Raw genomic sequence first — 23,053 nt, 5'->3', positions numbered from 1 at the left:
TCACGACCTAATCCTCTTTGGCCAGATATTTTTCCAGCCAGTGGATGTCATACTCGCCATTGGCGATATCGGCATTGCCGACGAGATCACGAAACAGCGGCAGCGTCGTCTTGATGCCGTCGACGACGAATTCGTCGAGCGCCCGCCGCAGCCGCATCATGCATTCGACACGGTTGCGGCCGTGCACGATCAGCTTGCCGATCAGGCTGTCGTAATAGGGCGGGATCTTGTAGCCGGAATAGACGCCGGAATCGACGCGGATGCCGAGGCCGCCCGGCGTGTGGAAATGGGTGATCGTGCCGGGTGACGGGGTGAAGGTTCGCGGATCCTCGGCATTGATGCGGCATTCGATGGCGTGGCCCTGAAAGCGGATATCTTCCTGGCGCACCGAAAGCCCGCCGCCCGAGGCGACGCGGATCTGCTCATGCACGAGGTCGATGCCGGTGATCGCCTCCGTCACCGGATGCTCGACCTGCAGGCGGGTGTTCATCTCGATGAAGTAGAATTCGCCGTTCTCGTAGAGGAATTCGATGGTGCCGGCGCCGGAGTAGCCGAGATCGGCGATAGCCTTGGCACAGACGCCGCCGATATGCGCGCGCTCCTCGGCATTGAGCGCCGGCGAGGGCGCCTCTTCCCAGACCTTCTGGTGGCGCCGCTGCAGCGAGCAGTCGCGTTCGCCGAAATGCACGCCGCGGCCAGCACCGTCGCCGAACACTTGCACCTCGATATGGCGCGGCTTTTCGAGATATTTCTCGATGTAGACGGCGTCGTCGCCAAAGGCGGCTCCGGCTTCCGAGCGCGCCGTCTGCAGCGCGACCACAAGATCGGCTTCGCTGCGCGCCACCTTCATGCCGCGTCCGCCGCCACCGGCCGACGCTTTGATGATCACGGGATAGCCGATCTCTGCGGCGATGCGTTTGGCTTCCTTTTCCTCGGTGACCGCGCCGTCGGAGCCGGGCACCACCGGAATGCCAAGACGCTTTGCGGTGCGCTTGGCCTCGATCTTGTCGCCCATGATGCGGATGTGATCGCCGGACGGGCCGATGAAGGTGATGTTGTGCGCGGCGAGGATATCGGCGAATTTGGCATTCTCCGACAGGAAGCCATAGCCCGGATGCACAGCGTCGGCGCCGGTGATCTCGCAGGCCGCGACGATCTGGTGGATGTTGAGATAGCTGTCGCGCGACGGCGGCGGGCCGATGCAGACGCTCTCGTCGGCGAGCCGCACATGCATGGCATCGGCATCGGCGGTTGAATGCACCACCACCGTCTGGATGCCGAGCTCCTTGCAGGCGCGCAGCACCCTCAGAGCGATTTCGCCGCGATTGGCGATGAGGATTTTCTGGAACATTTCTCGGCTGTTCCCGGCTCTACTCGATCACGACGAGCGGCATGCCATATTCGACCGGCTGCGCATCCTCGAACAGGATCGCCGTCACCGTGCCGGCACGGGGCGAGGGGATCTGGTTCATCGTCTTCATCGCCTCGATGATCAGCAGCGTCTGGCCTTCCTTGACCTGCTGGCCGACCTCGATGAACGCCTTGGCGTCGGGCGACGGCGCCAGGTAGGCGGTGCCGACCATGGGCGAGGCCACCGCATTCTTGGAAATCTCGGCCGCTGCCGCGGTGGTTGCGGCCGCCGGCTGCGCTGTCGGCGGCGCATAGGCGGGCTGCGGTGCGGCGACCGCATGGACGGCCGGCGCCTGGCGCGACACGCGCACCTTCAAGTCGCCCAACTCGACCTCGATCTCGGTGAGGTTGGTGTCGTTCAGTATGCCCGCCAGGTCGCGGATAAGCTGCTGGTCAACACCGTTCTTCTTTATCGACATTTTCGAGCCTTCTGTTTGTTGGCCGGTCATAGGCGTGCGGCCAGCGCCTGCAGCGCCAGCGTGTAGCCGAGCGGCCCGAACCCGCAGATCATGCCGACGGCGACCGGCGAGACCATGGAGACGTGGCGAAATGATTCCCGCGCATGGATGTTGGAAAGATGAACTTCGGCGACGGGCAATGGCGCGACGGAGCGGATGGCGTCGTGAATGGCGATCGAGGTGTGGCTGTAGGCGCCCGGATTGATGACGATGCCGACAGCCTTGTCGGCGGCTTCCTGTATCCAGTCGACGAGGTCGCCCTCATGGTTCGACTGACGGAAATCGATCTCAAGCCCAAGCGCCGCACCCGCCTGCTTGCAATCGTCAGCGATCGCCGCAAGCGTCTTGCCGCCATAGATGCCTGGCTCGCGCTTGCCGAGCGCGTTGAGGTTGGGACCGTTCAGGACGAAAACCGTTTTCAAAATGCCGACCTTTCCCGCCGCCCGCATCAGCCGGCGCACCGGGCCTCTATACTGGGCTTAGACGCCTGCGAAAAGAGCGCAAGTGGGTTCTTTCGCTGTCCACAACAGGTGGAAAAAACGGCTTGCGCCGAAAACCAGCGGTCGATCAGAGTGCGGCCTTGGCCGCCTCGATCTTCTCCGCCAGCACTTCCTGCCCGAGCGCCCCGAATACCACCTCGTTGCCGACCACATAGGAGGGTGTTCCGGTGATGGCCAGCTTGTTGGCAAGGTCATAGGTCTTGGAGAGGGCCTCGGCGATCGACGGGTCCTTCATCTTCTCGCGCAGCGCCGCTTCGTCGGCGCCGAGCGAAAGCGCTACCTTGAGGGCCGCCGCCTCGGTGGCGCGTCCCTGGCCGCCGAGCAGCGCGTTGTGGAACTCGCCGTATTTCTCCGGCATCATCAGGTGGAAGGCCATCGAGACGACGCTCGCCTTCTGCGAATCCGGGCCGAGGATCGGGAACTCCTTGAGCACGAAGCGCAGGTCCGGATCGGCTGTCGTCAGCGCCTGCATGTCCTCCATGGCGCGTTTGCAGTAGCCGCAATTGTAATCGTAGAACTCGACGATGGTGACCTTGCCGTTCGGATTGCCGACGACGCCGTCGAAGGTCGAATTGAAGATCTGGTCCTTGGCATTTTTGATGACGCTGAGGCTGGCAACCTGCTGCGCCTCCTTCTGCTTGGCCTCGAGCGCTTGCTGCGCCTCCAGCAGCACTTCCGGGTTCTTCAAGAGGTAATCGCGGATGATGCCCTCGACTTCGGCCCTGTCGATCTTGGTGTCGGCAGACGCTGCCTGGGCGATCTGCGCGGCATCGGCCTTTGCCGCCTGCGGACTTCCGGTCACGAACCCGAAACCCACCATGGCGAGAGCGACCGCCACTCCCGTGGTGCCCAGCAGAATTGCCTTGTTCATGGTCCTCGATCCTCTTGCCTGGTTTCCGGCCCAATTGGTCCGACTATATGTCGCCGCGCATGGCCGGAAGGTTCACTTTTTCTTGCCTGATGGTGCGTAGTTTATGATGTCCTGCGCGCGGATCCAGCCCGGCTCGCCGCGCTTCATTTTCATCTGCGCGCGCATTGCGAAGATCTTGGCATCCTTATAGGCGCCGGAATAGAAATGGCCTTCGGCGGTCGCAAGGTCGGCGGCTGGGATTTTGCCGAGCTCGCCATAGGCCTGCGCCAGATAGCGATACCCGACCGCGTTTTCCCGGTCGCGCCCGAGGCCTTTGTTGATCTGCACCACCGCTTTCTCCAGGGAATCGGGCGTGCCGACGGCCATCAGCGCCTGGCCGTAGGAGACCGGCAGCAGCCCGGATCTGGCTGGATCGAGGCTGACCGCCTTGGCATAGGCTTCCGCCGCGTCCCTCGGCTTGTTCGCCTTCATCAGGACGTCGCCGCGCAATTCCTGGAAATACGGGTTTTTGGGCTGTGCCTTGATCAGTGCGTTGGTCTTGGCAAGCGCTTTGGCCAGATTGCCATAGAGATAGGCCGTCTGCGCGTCGCCATATTGCGAGGCGAGGCTGCCCGGGTTCTTGCGCATCAGCCGCGATGCGGCGGCCTGGCCTTCCATGTAGGCGGCGATCTTGATGCGCATCATGTCGTGCCGCTGCTGCAGTGCCGGCGGATCGACCTTGTCGACATAGGGGCTCTGCTTAACCAGCACTTCGAGATTGGCGATGCGTTCCCGCGGCAGCGGATGGCTGATCCGGTAGGGATCGACCTGCGCCCCCGACAGCGAGAGTGCGCTCTGGAAGCGGTCGAAGGTTTTCAGCATGCCCATGCCGGACTGGCCGGTGGCATTGAGATAGGTTATCGCCGAGCGGTCGGCGGTCATCTCCTCGGTGCGCTGATAGGCGAGGATACTGCGCTGCGCCATCTCGCCGCCGCCAGCCGCAACCCCCATGCCGGCGCCGGCGAGGCCCCGGCTTTTGGTGGTGGCGCCGGCGACGACGGCACCGGCGCCAAGCAGCGTCGCGATGATGGCCATCGTCTTGGCGCGTTCGAGCTGGTTGCGCAATTTCTGCTGGTGCCCGCCGGCAATGTGGCCGGCCTCATGGGCGATGACGCCGATGATCTCGTTGGGCGTCTCCGCCGACATCAGGGCACCGGTGTTGATGAACAGACGAGATCCGGCAACGAAAGCGTTGAAACTCTGGTCGTTGACCAGCACGATGTCGACGCCGTCTTCCGGCAGGCCCGCCGCCCTGAAGATCGGCCGCGCATAGTCACGCACCAGCGCCTCGATCTCGGCATCGCGCACCACCGGCACGTTTTGCGCGAAGGCGCTGACCGTGCTGGTCACGGCGACCGTCGCGGCAAGCGAAAGCGTCGCGAAGACGCGCGCTGCCCTGGCAATCGTCGATTTGGGTCGATTCAACATGGCAGGTCCACTGGTAGACGAGCGGGCGGAGGATGAAAAGTCGGCACTGAAACTTTACTGAACTTGTGATCCTCACATCAATCGGGCATTTGTGCGGCGCGGGACGCCAAAGCTCGGCGCCGGCAGCCGGCAGGGGCCGACCCGAGGGCCGACAAGGAAAGAGGTCAAATGGTTGTATCGCTTTCGCGTCGCGGCGAAGTCGAGCCGTTCCACGCCATGGACATTCTGGCAGAAGCGAATCGGCTGAAAGCAAAGGGCGTGCCGGTCGTTTCCATGGCTGTTGGCCAGCCGTCCGATCCGGCGCCGGCCGGGGTTAGGGAAGCGGCGACGAACGCATTGAAGATGGGGCGCATCGGCTACACCGACGCATTGGGTCTTGCGGGCCTGCGCGAGGCAATCGCGCAGCACTATGCGGACCACTACGGGCTTGACGTCTCGCCCGGCCGGATCGCCGTCACCACCGGATCGTCGGCCGCGTTCAACCTGGCCTTTCTGGCGATGTTCGATCCAGGCGACCGTGTCGCCATCGCCGCCCCCGGCTACCCGGCCTATCGCAACATCATGGCCGCGCTCGGCATCGAGATCGTCGAGATCGAGCTCGACGGTGATGCCTATCTCCACGCCGAGCACCTGAAGGCCGCGCATCGCGAAAAGAAGCTGAGGGGCGTGTTGTTCGCCAGCCCGGCCAATCCGACCGGCGCGATTATCCCCGCCGACGAGCTGTCGGCTCTGGTGACGACGGCGGAAGAGCTCGGCATTGCCGTGATCTCCGACGAGATCTATCACCGGCTGGCTTATGCTGCGCCGGACACCACGGCGCTTGCCTACGGCCGTGACATGACGGTGATCAATTCCTTCTCGAAATATTACTGCATGACCGGTTGGCGCATCGGCTGGATGGTGCTGCCGGAACAATTGGTGCGGCCGGTCGAGCGCATCGCCCAGAGCCTTTACATCTCGCCTCCGGAACTGTCCCAGATCGCCGCGATCGAGGCATTCAAGGCGACTGGGGAATTGGAAGCGGTGAAGGCGCGCTACGCCTGGAATCGCGAGCTTTTGATGAAACGCCTGCCCGAACTCGGCTTTGCGCTGGCGGCACCGATGGATGGCGCCTTCTACGCCTTCTGCGATGTCACCAGGCACACCAACGACAGCATGGCCTTCGCGCGCAGGATGCTGGCCGAGGCGCATGTTGCGGCGACGCCCGGCCGCGATTTCGATCCGCTGCAAGGCCATCGAACCATGCGCTTTTCCTATGCCGGCAGCCACGACGAGGTGGTCGAGGCGATGGCGCGCATCGAACGCTGGCTGAAGTAGCGCGAATGCCGGACCTTGAACAAGCTTTGACCGAAGTTGCCGCCGAAATGGCGGAGCGCACGGATCGCGGCGATGTCGCGACCTACATTCCGCAACTCGGCAAGGTCGATCCGAAGAAGTTCGGCATTGCCGCCGTGACCAATGACGGTCGCGTGCTGATGGCGGGCGACGCCGATGAGCCGTTTTCAATCCAGAGCATTTCGAAGGTGTTCACGCTGACATTGGCGCTCGGCAATGTCGGCGACGCGCTGTGGCAGCGTGTCGGGCGCGAGCCTTCGGGCAACCCGTTCAACTCGATCGTCCAGCTCGAGCATGAGAACGGCATTCCGCGCAATCCGTTCATCAATGCCGGCGCCATCGTCATTTCCGACATTCTGCTCGCCGGCCACCAGCCGCGCGAGGCGATCGGCGAGATCCTGCGCTTCATCCAGTTCCTGGCCGACGACGAGACCATCATCATCGACCGCGAAGTCGCGGCTTCGGAACGCGCCACCGGTTTTCGCAATTTGGCCCTTGCCAACTACATGAAATCCTTCGGCAATCTCAACCACGCGCCGGACCTGGCGCTGGGCGTCTATTTCCACCATTGCGCCATCGCCATGAGCTGCCGGCAACTGGCTTTGGCCGGCCGCTTCCTCGCCAATGGCGGCAAGAACCCGGCGACCGGCCATTCCGTGGTGTCGGCCGAGCGCGCGCGCCGCATTGGCGCGATGATGCTGACTTGCGGTCATTATGACGGCTCCGGCGATTTCGCCTTTCGCGTCGGCATCCCGGGCAAGAGCGGCGTAGGCGGCGGCATATTGGGGGTCGTTCCTGGTGTGGCGTCGCTCGCCGTCTGGTCGCCCGGCCTCAACGCCAACGGCAATTCCAGGCTGGGATCGATAGCGCTGGAAAGGCTGGCGAAAATGATGAACTGGTCGATCTTCGCGCCATAGCGTTGGGATCTCAGGCAAGAAAAATCCCGCGCCGTCTTTGGATGGCGCGGGATTTTTTGTCAGAAGATCAGTATAAGCAACTGAAAGGCTTAGAAAAAACCTTTCTTCTGCCACCAGCCGGCACGCTTCGGCTTGTCCTCGGTCTTTGCCTCGTCGGCAACAGTCGAGGACACGATCGGCTCAACCGGAGCATCAACCGGTGCCGGCTTGCGTCGCGATGGGCGGGCCTTCGGCTTTTCGTCGATGGCGGCCACGGCTGTTTCCTCCGAAACAGGCGCCGGAGCCTCGGCGGAGGCTTCCGGCTCGGCAACCGGTGTCTCAGCGACGGCGTCTGTTGCAGCCTTCTTCGGCTTGGCGGCGCGGCGCGGCTTCTTCGGCTTCTCGGCGCTCGGCGTGTCGTCGTTGGCCGGAGCAAGGTCCGCAGGCTCTTCGACCGGCGTTGCTGCTACCGGCTCGCTGGAGACGGACTCCAAGACGTCGCCTTCGGGACTGTCAGCCGCCTCGGCAGTGCCTGCATCGACCTCGCCTTCGCCGTCTTCACGGCGATTGCGCTTGCCGCCGCGCTTGCCACGCCGGCGCTTCTTGCCCTGACCGTCATCCGACGCGTCCACCGCCTCGGCAACGCCGACCTGCGCCTCTTGGTCTGCTTCGGCGCCTTCATCGTTTGAGGCTTCGGAGACGCCATCGGCAGTGGCCGAGAGGGGCGCGCCTTCCACGGGGGCGCCATGCTCGCGGTCGCGATCCTTGCCGCCGCGCCGTCTGCGGCGCTTGCGACGCTTGCGGTCGCGGCCTTCGCCATCCTCGGCGAGCCTTGGCTGCTGCGGCTGCTGGGCCTGGCGCGGTTGCTCGGCCGGTGCAACAGCCTCGTCCTCATCCTCCTCGATGACGATTTCGTCCGCGGGCTCTTCCGGCTCGACATAGGCGGGCAAGGTGCGCACCTCGACGAATCCTTCAGGCTTTTCCGCCAACGCGCCGCGGAAGATCGCATAATGCTGGGCGCCAACCGTGTCGTCGGCTTCGATGGTGATGGTCAGGCCGAAGCGGCTTTCGAGCTCCACCAGCGTGCCGCGCTTGTGGTTGAGCACATAGAGCGCGGTCGCGGCCGGCGTCCGCACCGTGATGTGGCTGCGCGAATCCTTGAGCAGGAATTCCTCGATCGCTCGCACCACCATCAGCGCGACAGACGAATCGGACCTGACATGGCCGGTGCCGCCGCAATGCGGACACGGCTTCATCGTCGATTCCAGCACGCTGGCACGGATGCGCTGGCGCGACATCTCCATCAGGCCGAAATGCGAGATGCGGCCGACCTGGATGCGGGCGCGATCGTTCTTGAGGTGATCCTTCAGCCGCTTCTCGACGGAGCGGTTGTTGCGGTTCTCCTCCATGTCGATGAAGTCGATGACGATCAGGCCGGCGAGATCGCGCAGCCTCAGCTGCCGTGCGACTTCCTCGGCCGCTTCCAGGTTGGTGTGAAGCGCCGTGTCCTCGATCGAGTGCTCCTTGGTCGAGCGGCCCGAATTGACGTCAATGGCGACCAGCGCTTCGGTCTGGTTGATGATGATGTAGCCGCCGCTCTTCAGCGTCACCTGCGGCTGCAGCATGCGGTCGAGCTGCGCTTCGATGCCATTGCGCACGAAGATCGGCGTCGTGTCGCGGAACGGCTGCACGACCTTGGCGTGGCTCGGCATCAGCATGCGCATGAAGTCCTTGGCCTCGCGATAGCCCTCTTCGCCGGAGACCTGGATCTCGTCGATGTCCTTGTTGTAGAGGTCGCGCACCGAGCGCTTGATCAGGCTGCCTTCCTCGTAGACCAGGGCAGGGGCCGTGGACTGCAGCGTCAGATTGCGGACGTTTTCCCAAAGCCGCATCAGATATTCGTAGTCGCGCTTGATCTCGGCCTTGGTGCGGCTTTCGCCGGCCGTGCGCAGGATGACGCCCATGCCCTGCGGCACTTCGAGATCGGCGACGACCTCCTTTAGTCGCTTGCGGTCCTGTGCGTTGGTGATCTTGCGCGAGATGCCGCCGCCGCGCGCCGTGTTCGGCATCAGCACCGAATAGCGGCCGGCAAGCGACAGATAGGTGGTGAGCGCCGCGCCCTTGTTGCCGCGCTCTTCCTTCACGACCTGCACCAGAAGGATCTGCCGGCGCTTGATCACTTCCTGGATCTTGTACTGCCGGCGCACCGGCTTGCGGCGATTGCGCGCTTCTTCCAGCGCATCCTCGGCGCCGACCGATTCGACCTCATGATCATCCGAATGCGTAGAGTGCACCTCTTCCAGCATGCCGCGATCATTGTCGGTGGACGTGGCTTCTCCGGCCGACTCCGCCTGCGGCATGGCTTCGGAAATCACATCCGCTTCGATGCTGGCGGCAATGGAATTGGGTCCGCCTTCCGAAGGCCCAGTCTCATCACGACTCGTCTCATCATGACTCGTCTCATGACTGGCGACATCCTCGCGATGTTCCGAAGTCTCGGGCGCCGTCTCCACATTTTCGGAAACGGCATCGACGGTCTCCGCGACCGCATCCTCGCCACTCTCATTGGAGCCGTTCTCGCTGGAATCGGCAGAAACGGGGGAATCGACAGAATCGTCGGAATCGGCCGCACCTGCATCACGCTTGTGCTCGCCTCGGTCGCGGCTCTTGCCACCGCGCCGGCGCCCGCGCCGGCCGCGATCGCGGCTCTGGCGGTCGTCGCCTTCGCCGTCCTCATCGTCCTCGTCTTCAGCCTCCTGCGCTTCCGCGCGCAGCAGCGCCTGACGGTCGGCGACCGGAATCTGGTAGTAGTCGGGATGAATTTCACTGAAGGCGAGGAAACCGTGACGGTTGCCGCCATATTCGACAAAGGCTGCCTGAAGCGAGGGTTCGACGCGGGTTACGCGGGCGAGGTAGATATTTCCTTTGAGCTGCTTCTTGTCCTGGGATTCAAAGTCGAATTCTTCAATACGGTTACCGCGAACGACGACAACGCGTGTTTCCTCCGGGTGGGAGGCGTCTATCAGCATCTTGTTGGGCATTATTTCGTTTCCCCCCGGCAGCCGTCAGCCGCAGCTTGCGGGGCAAAACCCGCCGCTGTGAGTGTGGATGAACATGGGTGCCGGGCAATTGAATGTCCGCCGGCCGCTGCCTTAGCGCCATGGCGGTGCCGCCCGCAGCCATAATGGCGCGGTTTGCTGCGGACCTTTCCATGATTGCGCTTGAAGCCATCGTAACCAGCAGAACCTTTTTGAACCAAAGCCCGGGAAAACCGGACCAGCTTGTTTGCTCGTACAGAGCCGGCGCGGGACAATCCCGGCCGTTTTCCTCACGCAGGCGTTTCCCCCGCCACGGGCTCACACCTGCGAAATTCGTCGCGATCACCTGATACCTTTTTCGCCTGAAGCGAAAGGAGCCGTCGTTCATCTGACCTGTAGCGGGAAGCTGCGGAGAAGGACGGTTCCAGGATTGCAGTGATCCACCATCGCTTTTATGATTTGGCGGGTTGGAAGGCAACCCCGATTTCGGATGCCGGCAAAAAGCGGTTCCGCAACGGAAGCACGGCTTTAAGCCTTTGGATGAAAAGGCTTGGTTAACCTTCTCTGGATACCAATCGTTAATCGAGTTCGCGGCCTAGCCGGCATTTCGACAAGACGCCGACACTCCGACAAGTAAGATTGGGCGCCTGGCGCCAAACCGGAGCGACTGGAAAGAGATGGGACTGGCAGTCTTCACGCACAAGGGCGGTCGTGCCAGAGACGGTCTCTTCCACGCCGCTTGTCTGCTGTTGCTGGTTGTCGCTTGCCTGGCTTCTTCGCCTGTTTCCTTTGCTGGCGACGCGCCGCTCACCGCGACGAGCTATAAAATGGCGGGTGACGCCACCAAGATGCGCATCGTCATGAATTTCGACCGCGAGCCCGACGTCAAATGGTTCCTGCTGCGTGGCCCCCACCGTCTGGTCGTCGACCTGCCAAGCACGAAATTTGCCATCAATGCCAAGGATGTGAAGGCGCGCGGCCTGGTCAGGGGGGTGCGCTACGGCGATCTCGGCGAGGGAGTGTCGCGGCTGATTCTCACCGGCAAGGGCCCGTTCGCCGTCGACAGGCTCGACGTGCTCAAGAATGAAGACGGCAGCGGCTACCGCATCGCCATCGACATGTCGGCGGCGTCCGCGCGGGAGTTCGACGCCGCCCTTGCCAATCAGGCGCTGACCACCGGTTCGACGATCTCCCCCGACAAGGGCGGCAGGGTCGGCACCGGGCCGATCTCCAATCCAGGCCATCGCTTCACCGTCGTCATCGATCCAGGTCATGGCGGCATCGACGGCGGCGCCGAGGGTCTGAACGGCACGGTCGAGAAGAACGTCACGCTCGCCTTCGCCACCGAATTGCGGGCCAGACTTGCCGCAGTCGGCAAGTACGACGTGTTCATGACGCGCGAGACGGATCAATTCCTGCGGTTGGACGACCGCGTGCGCATTGCTCGCCAGCACGAGGCCGATCTGCTCATTTCGATCCACGCTGACACGATCAGGGTCAAGGGCCTTCGCGGCGCAACCGTCTACACGGTCTCCGATAAGGCTTCCGATCCCGAAGCGCAGGCGCTCGCCGACCGTGAAAACCTTTCCGACCAATTCGCCGGCATGGAGATCAAGGACGATAACAAGGAAGTGACCGACATTCTGATCGACCTGATTCGACGCGAGACGCATAGTTTCTCGATGAGTTTCGCCCAGACTTTGGTCGGCCAGCTTTCCACCAGCGTCGGCCTCATCAACAATCCGCAGCGTTCGGCCAGCTTCAAAGTGTTGAAGGCGCCGGATGTCCCCTCCGTGCTGGTCGAGCTCGGCTATCTGTCGAACGCCAAGGACGAGGCGCAACTGCTCAGCGCCGATTGGCGCGGCAAGGCGGCCCAGAGCATAACCAACGCCATCGCCCTGTTCGCTTCAGCCAGGGTCGGAGCAGGAACCGGAGGCTGAGATGCCAGCCGTCGCCCACAACCAGAGGCAGCGTTGCACGACAACAACACCCCGTACTTATTTCCCCGATTCGAGACCGAAATTCCGTGCTGCCGCATTTTCCCCACATGGTGGCGACATGGGTTTTCGATTACTGGTCGGGATCATCTCGAAAGCTTGCGCGAAAGGCGGCTTCGTTTAGGAGATTCCCGAACCAAGGACTGGAGCGGGCATGATTCGTCTCATTGGCTATTTCTTCGGCATCGGCACGGCTCTGGCCCTTTTGGTCGCGGCGGGCGTGGCGATCTATATCAGCCATTTGTCGAAGGATCTGCCCGACTACGAGGTCCTGGCTAAGTATGAACCGCCAGTGACGACCCGCATCCATGCGTCCGATGGTGCGCTGATGGCCGAATATGCGCGCGAGCGCCGCCTGTATTTGCCGATCCAGGCGGTGCCGGATCGTGTCAAGGCGGCCTTCCTGTCTGCCGAGGACAAGAATTTCTACAATCATCCCGGCATCGATATGACCGGCCTTGGCCGCGCAATCATGGTCAATCTGCAGAATTTCGGCTCGGGCAAGCGCCAGGTCGGCGCCTCGACGATCACCCAGCAGGTGGCGAAAAACTTCCTGTTGTCCTCGGACCAGACCTACGAGCGCAAGATCAAGGAGATGATCCTCGCCTTCCGCATCGAGCAGGCCTATTCGAAGGATCGCATTCTCGAGCTCTACCTTAACGAGATTTTCTTCGGACTTGGCGCCTACGGCGTCGCCGGCGCAGCACTCACCTATTTCGACAAGGCGGTGAATGAACTCACCGTGGCGGAGGCGGCCTACCTGGCGGCTTTGCCGAAGGGCCCCTCCAACTATCACCCGTTCAAATATGCCGACCGCGCCATCGAGCGCCGCAACTGGGTCATCGACCAGATGGTCGGCAACGGCTACGTCACGCCCGAGGAAGGCGCCAAGGCCAAGGCCGAGCCGCTCGGCGTCAAGCCACGCCGCTCCGGCACCTATCTGTTCGCCGGCGAATACTTCACCGAGGAAGTGCGTCGCCAGATCAGCGCGCGCTACGGCGAGAATGCGCTCTACGAGGGCGGCCTGTCGGTCCGTACAACGCTCGATCCCAAGATGCAGCTCATCGCCCGCAAAGCCATGCAGAACGGCCTGATGAAGTTCGACACGCTGCGCGGCTATCGCGGGCCGGTGAAGACCATCAGCGTATCCGGCGACTGGGGCGTGCCTTTGAGCGAAGTCAAGGGACTTGACGACGTGCCCGAATGGTCGCTCGCCGTCGTGCTCGACAGCTCGGAGAGCGGCCTGTCCATCGGCCTTCGGCCGACGCGGCAGATCTCGGGCGAACTCGTCAAAGATCGCATCGAAGGCACCGTCAGCCGCGAGGACATGAGCTTCGCCATGCGTCATGTAGTCGACGGCAAGACGGTCAAGGCCAAGTCGCCGGCGGATGTGCTGAAGCCGGGCGACGTCATCTTCGTGCAGAAGAAAGAGGGTACGGACGGAGCCTATATCCTGCGCCAGGCCCCCGAAGTGGAAGGCGGCTTGATCGCCATGGATCCGCATACCGGCCGTGTTCTGGCCATGGTCGGCGGGTTCTCCTACGCGCAATCCGAATTCAACCGTGCCACGCAGGCCATGCGGCAGCCGGGTTCGTCGTTCAAGCCGATCGTCTATTCGGCCGCCCTCGACAATGGCTATACGCCGGCTTCGGTGATCATGGACGGCCCGATCACCATCAAGAGCGGCAACACGACCTGGACGCCGAAGAACTACGATGGAAGGACAGCTGGCCCGGCGACCTTGCGGTCCGGCATCGAGAGGTCGCGCAATCTGATGACTGTGCGCCTGGCCAACGACATGGGCATGAAGCTGGTCGCGGAATATGCCGAGCGCTTCGGCGTCTATGACCGTCTGGCGCCGTACCTGCCGATGGCGCTGGGTTCGGGCGAGACCACCGTGATGCGCATGGTGTCGGCTTATTCGATCATGGCCAACGGCGGCAAGTCGATCAAGCCGACGCTGATCGACCGCATCCAGGATCGCTACGGCAAGACGGTGTACAGACAGGACGAACGCGGCTGCGAAAATTGCAACGCCGCCGAATGGCAGAACCAGCCTGAGCCGGAACTGGTCGACAATTCCGAGCAGGTGCTCGATCCGATGACCGCCTATCAGATCACCTCGATGATGGAGGGCGTCGTAGAGCGCGGCACCGGCGCCACCGTCGCCGAACTCGGCCGCCACATCGCCGGCAAGACCGGAACGACAAACGACGAGAAGGATACCTGGTTCATCGGCTACACGCCCAATCTCGTTGTCGGGCTTTACATGGGCTACGATCAGCCGAAAGGTCTTGGCAAGGGCGCGACTGGCGGCGGCCTCGCCGCGCCGATCTTCAAGGACGTCATGCGCGTGGCGCTGGACGGCACGCCCAATGTCGATTTCAAGGTCCCCGAAGGCATGAAGCTGATCGCCATCAATCGCAAGACCGGCATGCGCGCCAACCCAGGCGACGCTGGCGCCTTTATCGAAGCCTTCAAGCCGGGCACCGGCCCCGCCGACAGCTACTGGGTAATCGGCATGGATGCGGACGGCTCCAACGCCTCCGGCGGTTCGCTGTCGCCACAGGCCAACCAAGCCATCCAGTCCGGCGGCGGCGGGCTCTATTGACATAGGATATGGCATTCTGGGCCGGCTTTCGAGCCGGCCCATTTCGCTTTACAGGCGGCGGTGCCGTCCCTATGTATCGCGCCAACGCAAGCTCTGTTTAAGCAATAGGGCACCATTTCAACACAGGACAGAACAGCCAGCCATGCGCGCGGAAACGCAGAACATTGTCGACGAAATCAGGCAGGCGATTACCCTGCTGAGGAGGCATCTTTGACTGGGATCAGGCCATAAAGCGGCTTGAATACCTGAACGTGCGTGCCGAGGATTCGAGCCTCTGGAACGAGCCGCTGGAGGCGCAGAAGCTGATGCGTGAGCGCCAGGGCCTCGAGGACGGCATCGCCGCAGTCAAAGGCCTCACCCAGGCGCTGGAAGACAATATCGGCCTGATCGAGCTTGGCGAGGAAGAGGGCGACGAGAGCGTCGTCGCCGAGGCGGAAGCGGCGATCCGCTCGATGCGCGGCGAGGCAAAGGCGCGCCAGATCGAGACGCTGCTTTCGGGCGAGGCGGACGCCAACGACAGCTATCTCGAGGTCCATGCCGGCGCCGGCGGCACCGAAAGCCAGGACTGGGCCTCGATGCTTCTGCGCATGTACACGCGTTGGGCCGAGCGGCGCCGCTTCAAGGTCGAGGTGCTGGAAGTGCATGACGGCGAAGAGGCGGGCATCAAGTCCGCCACGCTGCTGATCAAGGGCCACAATGCCTATGGTTGGCTGAAGACGGAATCCGGTGTCCACCGTCTCGTGCGTATTTCGCCCTATGACAGCAATGCGCGCCGCCACACGTCGTTCGCCAGCGTCTGGGTCTATCCCGTGATCGACGATACGATCGAGATCGACGTTTCCGAATCGGATGTTCGCATCGACACCTATCGTTCGTCCGGATCGGGCGGCCAGCACGTCAACACCACCGATTCGGCGGTCCGCATCACCCATCTCGCCACCGGCATCGCGGTCGCCTGCCAGGCCGAGCGCTCTCAGCACAAGAACAAGGCGAAGGCCTGGGAGATGCTGCGCTCGCGGCTCTACGAGGAAGAGCTGAAGAAGCGCGAGGCGGTGGCGAACGCCACCGAAGCGTCGAAGAGCGATATCGGCTGGGGCCACCAGATCCGCTCCTACGTTCTGCAGCCCTATCAACTGGTGAAGGATCTGCGCACAGGCGTCGAGAGCACAAGCCCGTCGAGCGTGCTGGACGGCGACCTCGACGACTTCATGGAGGCCTCGCTGTCGCAGCGCATCGAGGGCGGCGCCGGCGAAGTGGTGGCCGATATCGACTGAAGCTCCTACGCACCAAAGCGGCAGGAACATCACGCTACAGTAACAGGCTCTCACCCTAATTGAGCGGTCGCTTTATGGCTTTGTTTTTTCATCGAATTTTTCAGAACGACTTCTACTTCGGGGGTAGATTCTGCCGGCCTGCCGGCGCTTAGCCCGGAACCACTGCGAGCTGAATCTCGTTATCTGCGATCCCATCTGCCGGGGTTGATGAAGTCACTCTCGTCGACCCCGGCAGTCTGGTTCCGGCTGCAGATGTCGGCGCTCGGCTTGCACAGCAATCTTGCGCCAACAAAGGAATCAGCCCAGCATTCGAAGGCTGGGGGAAAAAAAGCATTTATGGCCGGACGCGGCGTATCTGCGACCTGACGATCCGGCCACTGGGAAGACACGATCCGGGAACGGGCAAGCGAAACGCTTGAACTCGTTGATAGGAACTGCGCCCATGCCTGCTTTCACGACCCGACCGGCCTCAGCCGTCAACACGGCGCGCCGCCTCCTGAATTCAATCATCGCGGTGGTGGCTCTGACGGCCGCCACCATCACATTTGCAGCGGCCGCTTTGGCGCACGACGCCAAGCCGACCGCAGCGAAGCCGCAAGGCTGGAGTTACCCATTCTCCTGTTGCTCGGGTTATGATTGCCGCGCCGTCTCGCAGACCTCGATCAGCGAGCGTCCGGAGGGCTACGTCATCAAGGGGACAGGCGAGGTCGTGGCCTACAGCGACACACGGATCAAGAATTCGCCCGATGGCGAATATCACTGGTGCTCGGTCGCCGGCGCCAACGACGGAAAGACCATCTGCCTGTTCGTGCCGCCGTCGTCCTTTTAGGCGCCACGCGTCTGACGCAGGCAAGCGAGTCTGCTGCAGACGGTTGTCAGAAGCGTCTCTTTATGTTGCCTTGCCGCGCGGGCGGCAGGCAATCGGGAGGAAGGCGTTCATGACCATAAAGGCAAGCTGCCACTGCAGGGCGACGACATTCGAGGTCTCGCAAGCGCCGCAGACCGTGACGCAATGCACCTGTTCCTTCTGCTCGAAGCGCGGCTCGTTATGGGCCTACTACACCCCGTCGCAATTCAAGCTCACCAGCCCACTCAAGAATGTCTCATTCTACCAGTGGGGGTCGAAAACGATCAAACACGGTTTCTGCGCCACCTGCGGCTGCGGCACCTTTACCGAAACGCCGGACTGGTCGACCGGCAAGCCGGATTTCGACAATCCGAAGATCAGCGTGAACTCGCGGCTGTTCGACGATTTCGACCTCGATCAGGTCGAGATCGTCGTCATCGACGGCAAGAATCTCTGGTAGCCGATAGTTTCTGGCAGCCAATCAAAATTGCGCAATATCGCGGCCGCGGATTTTGACCGGGAAAAGCCATAGCCAGCCGCGTTCCCGTTCCATTTTTCGCCGCATTTCATGTTACAAGACATTAGAGCGACGTGCCTCCACTTGGACGCACAAAGTACGCTCTAAGACTTTGAATCTATGCATCGTGCCTTCCGAAATCGATGATTTTCGGGTCGATGCGACGGAAGGGCTGATGCGGCGCGCCGTCGGTGGGACCGCGGACTGGAGAGGGACTACCCAATGAAAAAGACTGTGCTCGTCGCCGTGGCGACGGCTGTACTCGTGAGCGCCTGCACCACGACCGATCCGTATACCGGAGAGCAGAAGGTTTCCAACACTGCGGCCGGCGCCGGCATCGGCGCGCTGGCGGGTGCGGGGCTCGGCCTGCTTGCCGGTGGCAACGATCGCCGTAATGCGCTGATCGGCGCTGGCGTCGGCGCGCTCGCCGGCGGCGCCATCGGCGCCACCATGGACCAGAACGAGGCCGAACTGCGCCGGCAGCTTCAGGGCTCCGGCGTCAGCGTCACCCGCACCGGCGACCAGATCATCCTCAACATGCCGTCCGACATCACCTTCAACGTCGACCAGGACGCGGTGAAGCCCGGCTTCTATCAAGTGCTGAATTCGGTCGCACTTGTGCTGAACAAGTTCCGGCAGACCACGGTCGACGTGTTCGGCCACACCGACTCGACCGGTGGCGACCAACACAATTTCGACCTGTCGCAGCGCCGCGCGCTGGCAGTCGCCAACTATCTGTCCGGGCAGGGCGTCGATTCCCGCCGCTTCGCCGTCACCGGCTTCGGCAAGACGCGTCCAATCGCTTCCAATGCGACGGCCGACGGCCGTGCCCAGAACCGCCGCGTCGAGATCCAGCTTTCACCGCTCACCTGAGCAAGACAAACAAGAACACGGTATTGAACATGAGAACGGCCCCGCAAGGGGCCGTTCTTGTTTGCTTTTGCTGGACCGACGAGCATCGGCGCCCGTCGCTTCGTTTTCGTAGTGTCAGGGTCGGACCGGCTGATCGACAATCGCCGCAACGATCCGGCGCACGATCGGAAGGACAATCAGCAGGCTCGGAAACGCAACAACCCATGACACGCCCCATGCGTATGACCAGGTCGCCACGAAACCGTTCGTCCAGCCCGTGCCGATCGCCGTCGAAACCGCCGAGATGATGCAGGTCATGAGGATTGAAAGAACGAACGGCATTACCACTGCACTGTAGGAAGGCGGCAGTTTTCTCAGCTTCAACGTCTTTTGCGGTGATGCTTGCATGGAAATCTCCTAGTCAGAAAATGTTTGTGGGCGCGATCAGGCGACCTGTGCCGTTTGCAAGGCTAGTTCTCGGATAAAGCTTCGTAGCGAACGCGGCTCGCGGCCCAAGGCGCAGCGCAACGTCAGGCTGTTTCCGCCGAGACCATATTTGGCGTAGTGTTCATGGACTTTAGCCAGCAGCTGCAATTGGCGGTCATCGTAGGGAAGACGGGTATTCGCCGCCCACTCACCAAAGGTCGGCTCGCCAGCAGAAATGGACCGGCCAAGTTCCTCACTCATCATTGAAACGATCTCTTCCCGGCTATGCATACCGTCCGCGCACAGTTCAAGCGTCGCATAAGACAACCGCGCTTCGGTCAATGCGATCGCTGCCACTTCGGCGACATCGCGGTAATCGACACGCGCCAGCTTTGCTGTCTTTGGAAACGGTTCCGAGAAAACGCCGTCCCTAACGATGGACGGCCAGGCTGCTGCGATGTTCTGCATGAAATTGGCAGGATGCAAAATGGTGTATTCCATGTTCGTCGAGTAGAGAGCATTGCGCAAATTGCCGGTCACGACCTCGGATGCCCCGAGCCTCCGGGCCTTTTCGGCGTTCGCAGGGGCGCGAATGAGTGCTCGAACAGTGGCATTGCGGCGGATAAGTTCAGGCACGACAAATCCGGCAAATCGGCCTGTTGCGCCCACGACCAGGACGGTTGGATCGGGTGCTCGCATGACAATTCCCTTCGATGAAACCTGCCCTTTCGGGATTTCTTTCAGGGAAATAAAACGTCGCGAACAGCGTTACAATTATTTGGCTTTGCGATAGTTTCTCTCGATTTTCGAGAGAAACGGAGATGTCATGAGCCGGATAGTCGATTTTGAAGCTTTCATGGCAGTCGTCGAGCACGGAAGTTTGACGGCCGCCGCACGCCGGCTGAACCGCTCACTGCAATCGATCAGCCGGTCTTTGGCGACGCTGGAGGAATCCGTCGGGGTCGAGCTTGTACAGAGAACGACGCGCCGTTCGACACCAAGCGAAGCTGGGGCGGCGTTTTTCCACCGCATCAAACCCGCCATCGACGAAATAAACGACGCAAGACTCCAAGCCGCCAACCAACGATCGGAACCATCGGGCATCTTGCGCGTGGGCGCGCCAGTTCTGTTCGGCCCGGATTTCGTAATACCTGTCATCGCCGACTACATGCAGATGCATCCTCAGGTCGAGGTTGACCTCCAGCTCGCCGACGGATTTGTCGACCTTGATGCCGAGGGCCTCGATCTGGCAATACGGATCGGCAATTTGCCGGATTCCAGCTTGCGAGCCAGACGCTTGGGCGCGTTGCGGCGCGTCGTGTTCGGCTCGCCTTCCTACTTTGAACGCCGTGGCCGACCAACGCATCCCTTTGAACTGAGCAAGCACAGTTGCATTGTTCGAACCTCCGACCAGCGTCCAGGCGAATGGATGTTTCAGATCGAGGGGAAACCTCGGGCGTTGAAAGTGGCTGGCAGTTTTCGATCCAATTTGATGGCACCGATCTATGCGGCCGCAGTTCACGGATTGGGTTTGGGCTACTCGCCCCTTTGGCAGATAAGGCATTTGGTGGATGATGGCCGCCTAGAGGTGGTTTTAAGCGACTTCGAGCCGGTGCCGGTGCCGATGCACGCCGTGTGGCCGGAAGGCAGATCATCTTCAGCCAAAGTTCGCACGTTTCTGGATATGTTGCCGTCCCGCCTGGAATTTAAAAATCTGTAGCCACCGGATCAGACAAGACAACGCGGCGCGGTCGACGGCCTCGTGGTCATGGCGGCCTCGACCCCGCCTAGGACTAGAACCGACACGCTGAGATCCAGCTTTCGCGCCGCCAACCTGAACAAAGCAAATATCAGACATGAAAACGGCCCCGCAAAGGGCCGTTTTCGTTGGCATTTGAGAATTTCTGCTGTGATCAGACCTTGGCCACGATGCGCATGAAGGCGGGCATATCGTCGCCGAAGCCGACGGTCGCATCATTGTCTTCCTGGCGATTGCGGGCAGGGCGGTTGCCGTCGCGCTGCGGCCTGGTGTCGCCACGTTCCGGCGCACGCTGTTCGTTGCGATTGCGATCGGGCGAAGCCTTGCGTTCGGATGAAGCTTGGCGTTCGGGGGAGGCTTGGCGCTCGGGGGAAGCTTGGCGCTCGGTATTTTCCGAGCGGATCGCTTCCTTGCGCGCGCGCCGCTCACCGGCATCGGTGACTGCGGTCTCGGCCATCACTGGCTCGCCCGTCGTATCCGGTGCTGCATCTTCGCTTTGCCTGGCGTGGCGTTCGCGCGGTTTGCGTTCGCCCCTGTCCTTGCGGTCGTCGTCCTTACGACCGGCACGGCGCGGCGCGCCGCGGCCACGGCGGGGAGCATCGTCCTCTCCACCCTCGCTGGCGACGACCGTCGACAGATCGCCGTCATGCCACTCGATCTTGTTGCCGATCAGCCGTTCGATCGCGTCGATGTATTTCGTGTCGGACTTGGTGGCGATGGTGAAGGATTTGCCCGAGCGTCCGGCGCGGCCGGTGCGGCCGATACGGTGGACATAGTCCTCGGCATGGATCGGCACGTCGTAATTGAAGACGTGGCTGACATCGGGAATGTCGAGGCCGCGCGCGGCAACGTCCGAAGCAACGAGGTAGCGCAGTTTGCCGTCACGGAAATTGGCCAGCATCTGCATGCGCGCGCGCTGGTCCATGTCGCCATGCAGCGCGCCGGCGTCGAAATCATATTTCAGCAGCGACCGGAAAAGCTCCGAAACCTCGACCTTACGGTTGCAGAAGATGATGGCGTTCTTCAGCTCGGCGTCCTCGGCCTTTATCAGATTGCGCAGCGTCTCGCGCTTATCCCAGGGTTTCGAACCGGATTTCACCAGCCGCTGGATGATATTGGTGGCGGCCGACGCGGCCTTCGAAACCTCGACGCGCACCGGGGCGTGCAGGAATTTCTCGGTGAGCTTGGTGATCTCAGGCGGCATCGTCGCCGAGAAGAACAGCGTCTGCCTCGTGAACGGGATCATTTCGCAGATGCGCTCGATGTCGGGAATGAAGCCCATGTCGAGCATGCGGTCGGCCTCGTCGATGACGAGGATCTCGACGCCGTTGAGCAGAAGCTTTCCGCGCTCGCGATGGTCGAGCAGGCGGCCGGGCGTCGCGATCAGCACGTCGGCGCCGCGCTCCAGCTTCTTGTCCTGCTCGTCGAAGGACACGCCGCCGATCAACAGCGCGATATTGAGCTTGTGGTTCTTGCCGTATCTGATGAAATTTTCTTCGACCTGCGCGGCAAGCTCGCGCGTTGGCTCGAGGATCAGTGTGCGCGGCATGCGGGCGCGTGCCCGGCCTTTTTCGAGGCGGGTCAGCATCGGCAGCACGAACGAAGCCGTCTTGCCGGTGCCGGTCTGGGCGATGCCCAAAATATCCTTACCGAGCAAGGCATGCGGGATGGCGCCCGCCTGGATCGGCGTCGGCTCGGTGTAGCCGGCATCGGTGACTGCGGAAAGGACCTTCGGCGACAGGCCGAGGTCTGCGAAGGTCAACGCTTCTTGAGCGATCTGGGCGTCTGAGGACAAGTTTGGCTGTCTTTGGCTGGTTCGGGGGCGCAACATAAGCAGTCGCGGCAAGCGCCGCGCGCCTGCAAGATTGGTATTGCAGGTAGGCGCAAGCCCACGATTTGTCAACAGAAACGGGCGGGGAACGGCATGATTGTGAAGTCGTAACCTTAATCGCGATGCTTAATCGAGCTGTCGGTCGCTGTACCGGCTCAGTAACGGAACTGTTCGGCGAGAATGCGCTCATTCCACGAATGGTTGGGATCGAACAGCAGCGTCGCGGTCGCCGTCGGTGATTCCCTGACCGTGACCGTGGTCACCCCCTTGACCTCGGTGTGGTCGGCGGCGGCATTCACCGGCCGTTTTTCCGGCTCCAGAATTTCAAAGCGCACGACCGCCTTGTTGGAGAGCAGCGCGCCGCGCCAGCGGCGCGGGCGGAACGGACTGACCGGGGTCAGCGCCAGCAGCGGTGCGTCGAGCGGCAGGATCGGCCCGTGCGCGGACAGATTGTAGGCGGTCGAGCCGGCTGGCGTCGCGATCATCACACCGTCACAGTTCAATTCCTCCAGCCGCACTTGCTCGTCCACGGTGATACGGATCTTGGCCGTCTGGTAGGATTGGCGCCACAGCGCAACCTCATTGATCGCCAAGGCCGAAATCGTTTCGCCCTCTGCCGTCACCGCCTGCATCTCCAGCGGACGGATCGTTTCGGCAACGGCCGCCGCGATGCGCCCCGTCAAACCGCTGGCGCGGTATTCGTTCATCAGGAAGCCGATGGTGCCACGGTTCATGCCGTAGATCTTTTTTCCTGTGCTCATCGTGTCGCGCAAGGTCTGCAACAGGAAGCCGTCGCCACCCAGGGCGACGACAATCTCGGCATCCTCGATGGATGCCTGGCCATAGCGCGCCGACAGGCTTTCCAGCGCCGCATTGGCGTCAGCGGTGCCGGACGAGACGAAGGCGAAACGGTTGGCGGCTTTGCTCATGGCTCCCCAATGGCGACCGGTTGCTGGGGCCGCGC

The 23,053-nt window shown here is 62.2% G+C and carries 19 protein-coding genes; 9 read left to right on the top strand and 10 right to left on the bottom strand.

The window, feature by feature from the left end:
• Nucleotides 1-7 precede the first annotated feature (7 nt).
• The 5 genes from accC to EOB36_RS04405 form a co-directional block, all read right to left on the bottom strand.
• Nucleotides 8-1,351 (bottom strand): acetyl-CoA carboxylase biotin carboxylase subunit, encoded by a 1,344-nt coding sequence (gene accC, locus EOB36_RS04425; RefSeq protein ID WP_095489489.1) that lies wholly within the window; start codon nt 1,349-1,351, stop codon nt 8-10.
• Nucleotides 1,352-1,370: 19 nt separating this feature from the next.
• Nucleotides 1,371-1,829 carry an acetyl-CoA carboxylase biotin carboxyl carrier protein gene (accB, locus tag EOB36_RS04420; RefSeq protein ID WP_128241174.1) on the bottom strand — a complete coding sequence of 153 codons (459 nt, stop codon included), beginning with the start codon at nt 1,827-1,829 and terminating at the stop codon, nt 1,371-1,373.
• A gap of 26 nt (nt 1,830-1,855) precedes the next feature.
• The gene (gene aroQ, locus EOB36_RS04415) at nt 1,856-2,290 is read right to left on the bottom strand and encodes a type II 3-dehydroquinate dehydratase (protein WP_126106746.1); all 435 of its coding nucleotides are present in this window, start codon (nt 2,288-2,290) and stop codon (nt 1,856-1,858) included.
• 145 nt (nt 2,291-2,435) lie between these two features.
• Entirely contained in the window at nt 2,436-3,239 is an 804-nt protein-coding gene (locus tag EOB36_RS04410) for a DsbA family protein (protein WP_128284373.1), read from the bottom strand.
• Nucleotides 3,240-3,311: 72 nt separating this feature from the next.
• Complete coding sequence (locus EOB36_RS04405; RefSeq protein WP_128284372.1) at nt 3,312-4,706, bottom strand: M48 family metalloprotease; 1,395 nt, start codon at nt 4,704-4,706, stop codon at nt 3,312-3,314.
• A gap of 168 nt (nt 4,707-4,874) precedes the next feature.
• Here EOB36_RS04405 and EOB36_RS04400 point away from each other — a divergent pair, with 168 nt between their 5' ends.
• On the top strand, nt 4,875-6,023 hold the full coding sequence (locus EOB36_RS04400; protein ID WP_128284371.1) for an aminotransferase class I/II-fold pyridoxal phosphate-dependent enzyme: 1,149 nt from the start codon (nt 4,875-4,877) through the stop codon (nt 6,021-6,023).
• A gap of 5 nt (nt 6,024-6,028) precedes the next feature.
• Nucleotides 6,029-6,958 carry a glutaminase gene (locus EOB36_RS04395; RefSeq protein ID WP_164759084.1) on the top strand — a complete coding sequence of 310 codons (930 nt, stop codon included), beginning with the start codon at nt 6,029-6,031 and terminating at the stop codon, nt 6,956-6,958.
• Between the two features lie 89 nt (nt 6,959-7,047).
• Here the strand turns inward: EOB36_RS04395 and EOB36_RS04390 are convergent, their stop codons facing one another.
• Complete coding sequence (locus tag EOB36_RS04390; protein ID WP_128284370.1) at nt 7,048-9,978, bottom strand: ribonuclease E/G; 2,931 nt, start codon at nt 9,976-9,978, stop codon at nt 7,048-7,050.
• A 674-nt stretch (nt 9,979-10,652) separates the two neighbouring features.
• Between EOB36_RS04390 and EOB36_RS04385 the strand changes: the two genes are divergently transcribed.
• The 6 genes from EOB36_RS04385 to EOB36_RS04360 all read left to right on the top strand — a co-directional run bounded on the left by EOB36_RS04385 (nt 10,653) and on the right by EOB36_RS04360 (nt 18,094).
• Nucleotides 10,653-11,915, top strand: a complete 1,263-nt coding sequence (locus tag EOB36_RS04385; RefSeq protein ID WP_128284369.1) for an N-acetylmuramoyl-L-alanine amidase — start codon at nt 10,653-10,655, stop codon at nt 11,913-11,915.
• 211 nt (nt 11,916-12,126) lie between these two features.
• The gene (locus EOB36_RS04380; protein WP_126106740.1) at nt 12,127-14,583 is read left to right on the top strand and encodes a penicillin-binding protein 1A; all 2,457 of its coding nucleotides are present in this window, start codon (nt 12,127-12,129) and stop codon (nt 14,581-14,583) included.
• Nucleotides 14,584-14,725: 142 nt separating this feature from the next.
• Nucleotides 14,726-15,857, top strand: a protein-coding gene (prfB, locus tag EOB36_RS04375) for a peptide chain release factor 2 (protein ID WP_101954579.1) whose coding sequence is annotated in 2 segments (ribosomal slippage) — nt 14,726-14,791 and nt 14,793-15,857 — 1,131 coding nt in all. Because the reading frame shifts where the segments join, the coding sequence is not laid out codon by codon here.
• A gap of 442 nt (nt 15,858-16,299) precedes the next feature.
• Complete coding sequence (locus EOB36_RS04370; protein WP_095489480.1) at nt 16,300-16,686, top strand: hypothetical protein; 387 nt, start codon at nt 16,300-16,302, stop codon at nt 16,684-16,686.
• Nucleotides 16,687-16,795: 109 nt separating this feature from the next.
• Complete coding sequence (locus EOB36_RS04365; protein WP_126106738.1) at nt 16,796-17,164, top strand: GFA family protein; 369 nt, start codon at nt 16,796-16,798, stop codon at nt 17,162-17,164.
• 279 nt (nt 17,165-17,443) lie between these two features.
• Nucleotides 17,444-18,094 (top strand): OmpA family protein, encoded by a 651-nt coding sequence (locus tag EOB36_RS04360; RefSeq protein WP_095489478.1) that lies wholly within the window; start codon nt 17,444-17,446, stop codon nt 18,092-18,094.
• Between the two features lie 114 nt (nt 18,095-18,208).
• On the opposite strand, the gene EOB36_RS04355 is transcribed toward EOB36_RS04360, so the two are convergent.
• Complete coding sequence (locus EOB36_RS04355) at nt 18,209-18,481, bottom strand: DUF2798 domain-containing protein (protein WP_128284368.1); 273 nt, start codon at nt 18,479-18,481, stop codon at nt 18,209-18,211.
• A 36-nt stretch (nt 18,482-18,517) separates the two neighbouring features.
• Nucleotides 18,518-19,198, bottom strand: a complete 681-nt coding sequence (locus EOB36_RS04350; protein ID WP_128284367.1) for an NmrA family NAD(P)-binding protein — start codon at nt 19,196-19,198, stop codon at nt 18,518-18,520.
• 127 nt (nt 19,199-19,325) lie between these two features.
• Between EOB36_RS04350 and EOB36_RS04345 the strand changes: the two genes are divergently transcribed.
• Nucleotides 19,326-20,219, top strand: coding sequence for a LysR family transcriptional regulator (locus EOB36_RS04345; protein ID WP_126106735.1), 894 nt, complete (start codon nt 19,326-19,328; stop codon nt 20,217-20,219).
• A 193-nt stretch (nt 20,220-20,412) separates the two neighbouring features.
• Here EOB36_RS04345 and EOB36_RS04340 read toward each other — a convergent pair whose 3' ends face one another.
• Together EOB36_RS04340 and EOB36_RS04335 are read right to left on the bottom strand one after the other, a co-directional pair.
• Nucleotides 20,413-22,053 carry a DEAD/DEAH box helicase gene (locus tag EOB36_RS04340; protein ID WP_164897449.1) on the bottom strand — a complete coding sequence of 547 codons (1,641 nt, stop codon included), beginning with the start codon at nt 22,051-22,053 and terminating at the stop codon, nt 20,413-20,415.
• Nucleotides 22,054-22,244: 191 nt separating this feature from the next.
• The gene (locus EOB36_RS04335) at nt 22,245-23,018 is read right to left on the bottom strand and encodes an NAD kinase (protein WP_128284366.1); all 774 of its coding nucleotides are present in this window, start codon (nt 23,016-23,018) and stop codon (nt 22,245-22,247) included.
• Between the last annotated feature and the right edge of the window lie 35 nt (nt 23,019-23,053).

The organism is Mesorhizobium sp. M6A.T.Cr.TU.017.01.1.1, assembly GCF_004023115.1.
GTDB classification, from domain to species: Bacteria; Pseudomonadota; Alphaproteobacteria; order Rhizobiales; family Rhizobiaceae; genus Mesorhizobium; species Mesorhizobium mediterraneum.
Note: the sequence above shows the minus strand (reverse complement) of the source record. Positions and strands in the feature narration are given on the sequence as shown.

Coding starts and splice junctions, on each gene's coding strand:
- accC (WP_095489489.1), bottom strand. CDS start 1,351: ATGTTCCAGAAAATCCTCATCGCCAATCGCGGCGAAATCGCTCTGAGG.
- accB (WP_128241174.1), bottom strand. CDS start 1,829: ATGTCGATAAAGAAGAACGGTGTTGACCAGCAGCTTATCCGCGACCTG.
- EOB36_RS04410 (WP_128284373.1), bottom strand. CDS start 3,239: ATGAACAAGGCAATTCTGCTGGGCACCACGGGAGTGGCGGTCGCTCTC.
- EOB36_RS04405 (WP_128284372.1), bottom strand. CDS start 4,706: ATGTTGAATCGACCCAAATCGACGATTGCCAGGGCAGCGCGCGTCTTC.
- EOB36_RS04400 (WP_128284371.1), top strand. CDS start 4,875: ATGGTTGTATCGCTTTCGCGTCGCGGCGAAGTCGAGCCGTTCCACGCC.
- EOB36_RS04395 (WP_164759084.1), top strand. CDS start 6,029: ATGCCGGACCTTGAACAAGCTTTGACCGAAGTTGCCGCCGAAATGGCG.
- EOB36_RS04390 (WP_128284370.1), bottom strand. CDS start 9,978: ATGCCCAACAAGATGCTGATAGACGCCTCCCACCCGGAGGAAACACGC.
- EOB36_RS04385 (WP_128284369.1), top strand. CDS start 10,653: ATGGGACTGGCAGTCTTCACGCACAAGGGCGGTCGTGCCAGAGACGGT.
- EOB36_RS04380 (WP_126106740.1), top strand. CDS start 12,127: ATGATTCGTCTCATTGGCTATTTCTTCGGCATCGGCACGGCTCTGGCC.
- EOB36_RS04370 (WP_095489480.1), top strand. CDS start 16,300: ATGCCTGCTTTCACGACCCGACCGGCCTCAGCCGTCAACACGGCGCGC.
- EOB36_RS04365 (WP_126106738.1), top strand. CDS start 16,796: ATGACCATAAAGGCAAGCTGCCACTGCAGGGCGACGACATTCGAGGTC.
- EOB36_RS04360 (WP_095489478.1), top strand. CDS start 17,444: ATGAAAAAGACTGTGCTCGTCGCCGTGGCGACGGCTGTACTCGTGAGC.
- EOB36_RS04355 (WP_128284368.1), bottom strand. CDS start 18,481: ATGCAAGCATCACCGCAAAAGACGTTGAAGCTGAGAAAACTGCCGCCT.
- EOB36_RS04350 (WP_128284367.1), bottom strand. CDS start 19,198: ATGCGAGCACCCGATCCAACCGTCCTGGTCGTGGGCGCAACAGGCCGA.
- EOB36_RS04345 (WP_126106735.1), top strand. CDS start 19,326: ATGAGCCGGATAGTCGATTTTGAAGCTTTCATGGCAGTCGTCGAGCAC.
- EOB36_RS04335 (WP_128284366.1), bottom strand. CDS start 23,018: ATGAGCAAAGCCGCCAACCGTTTCGCCTTCGTCTCGTCCGGCACCGCT.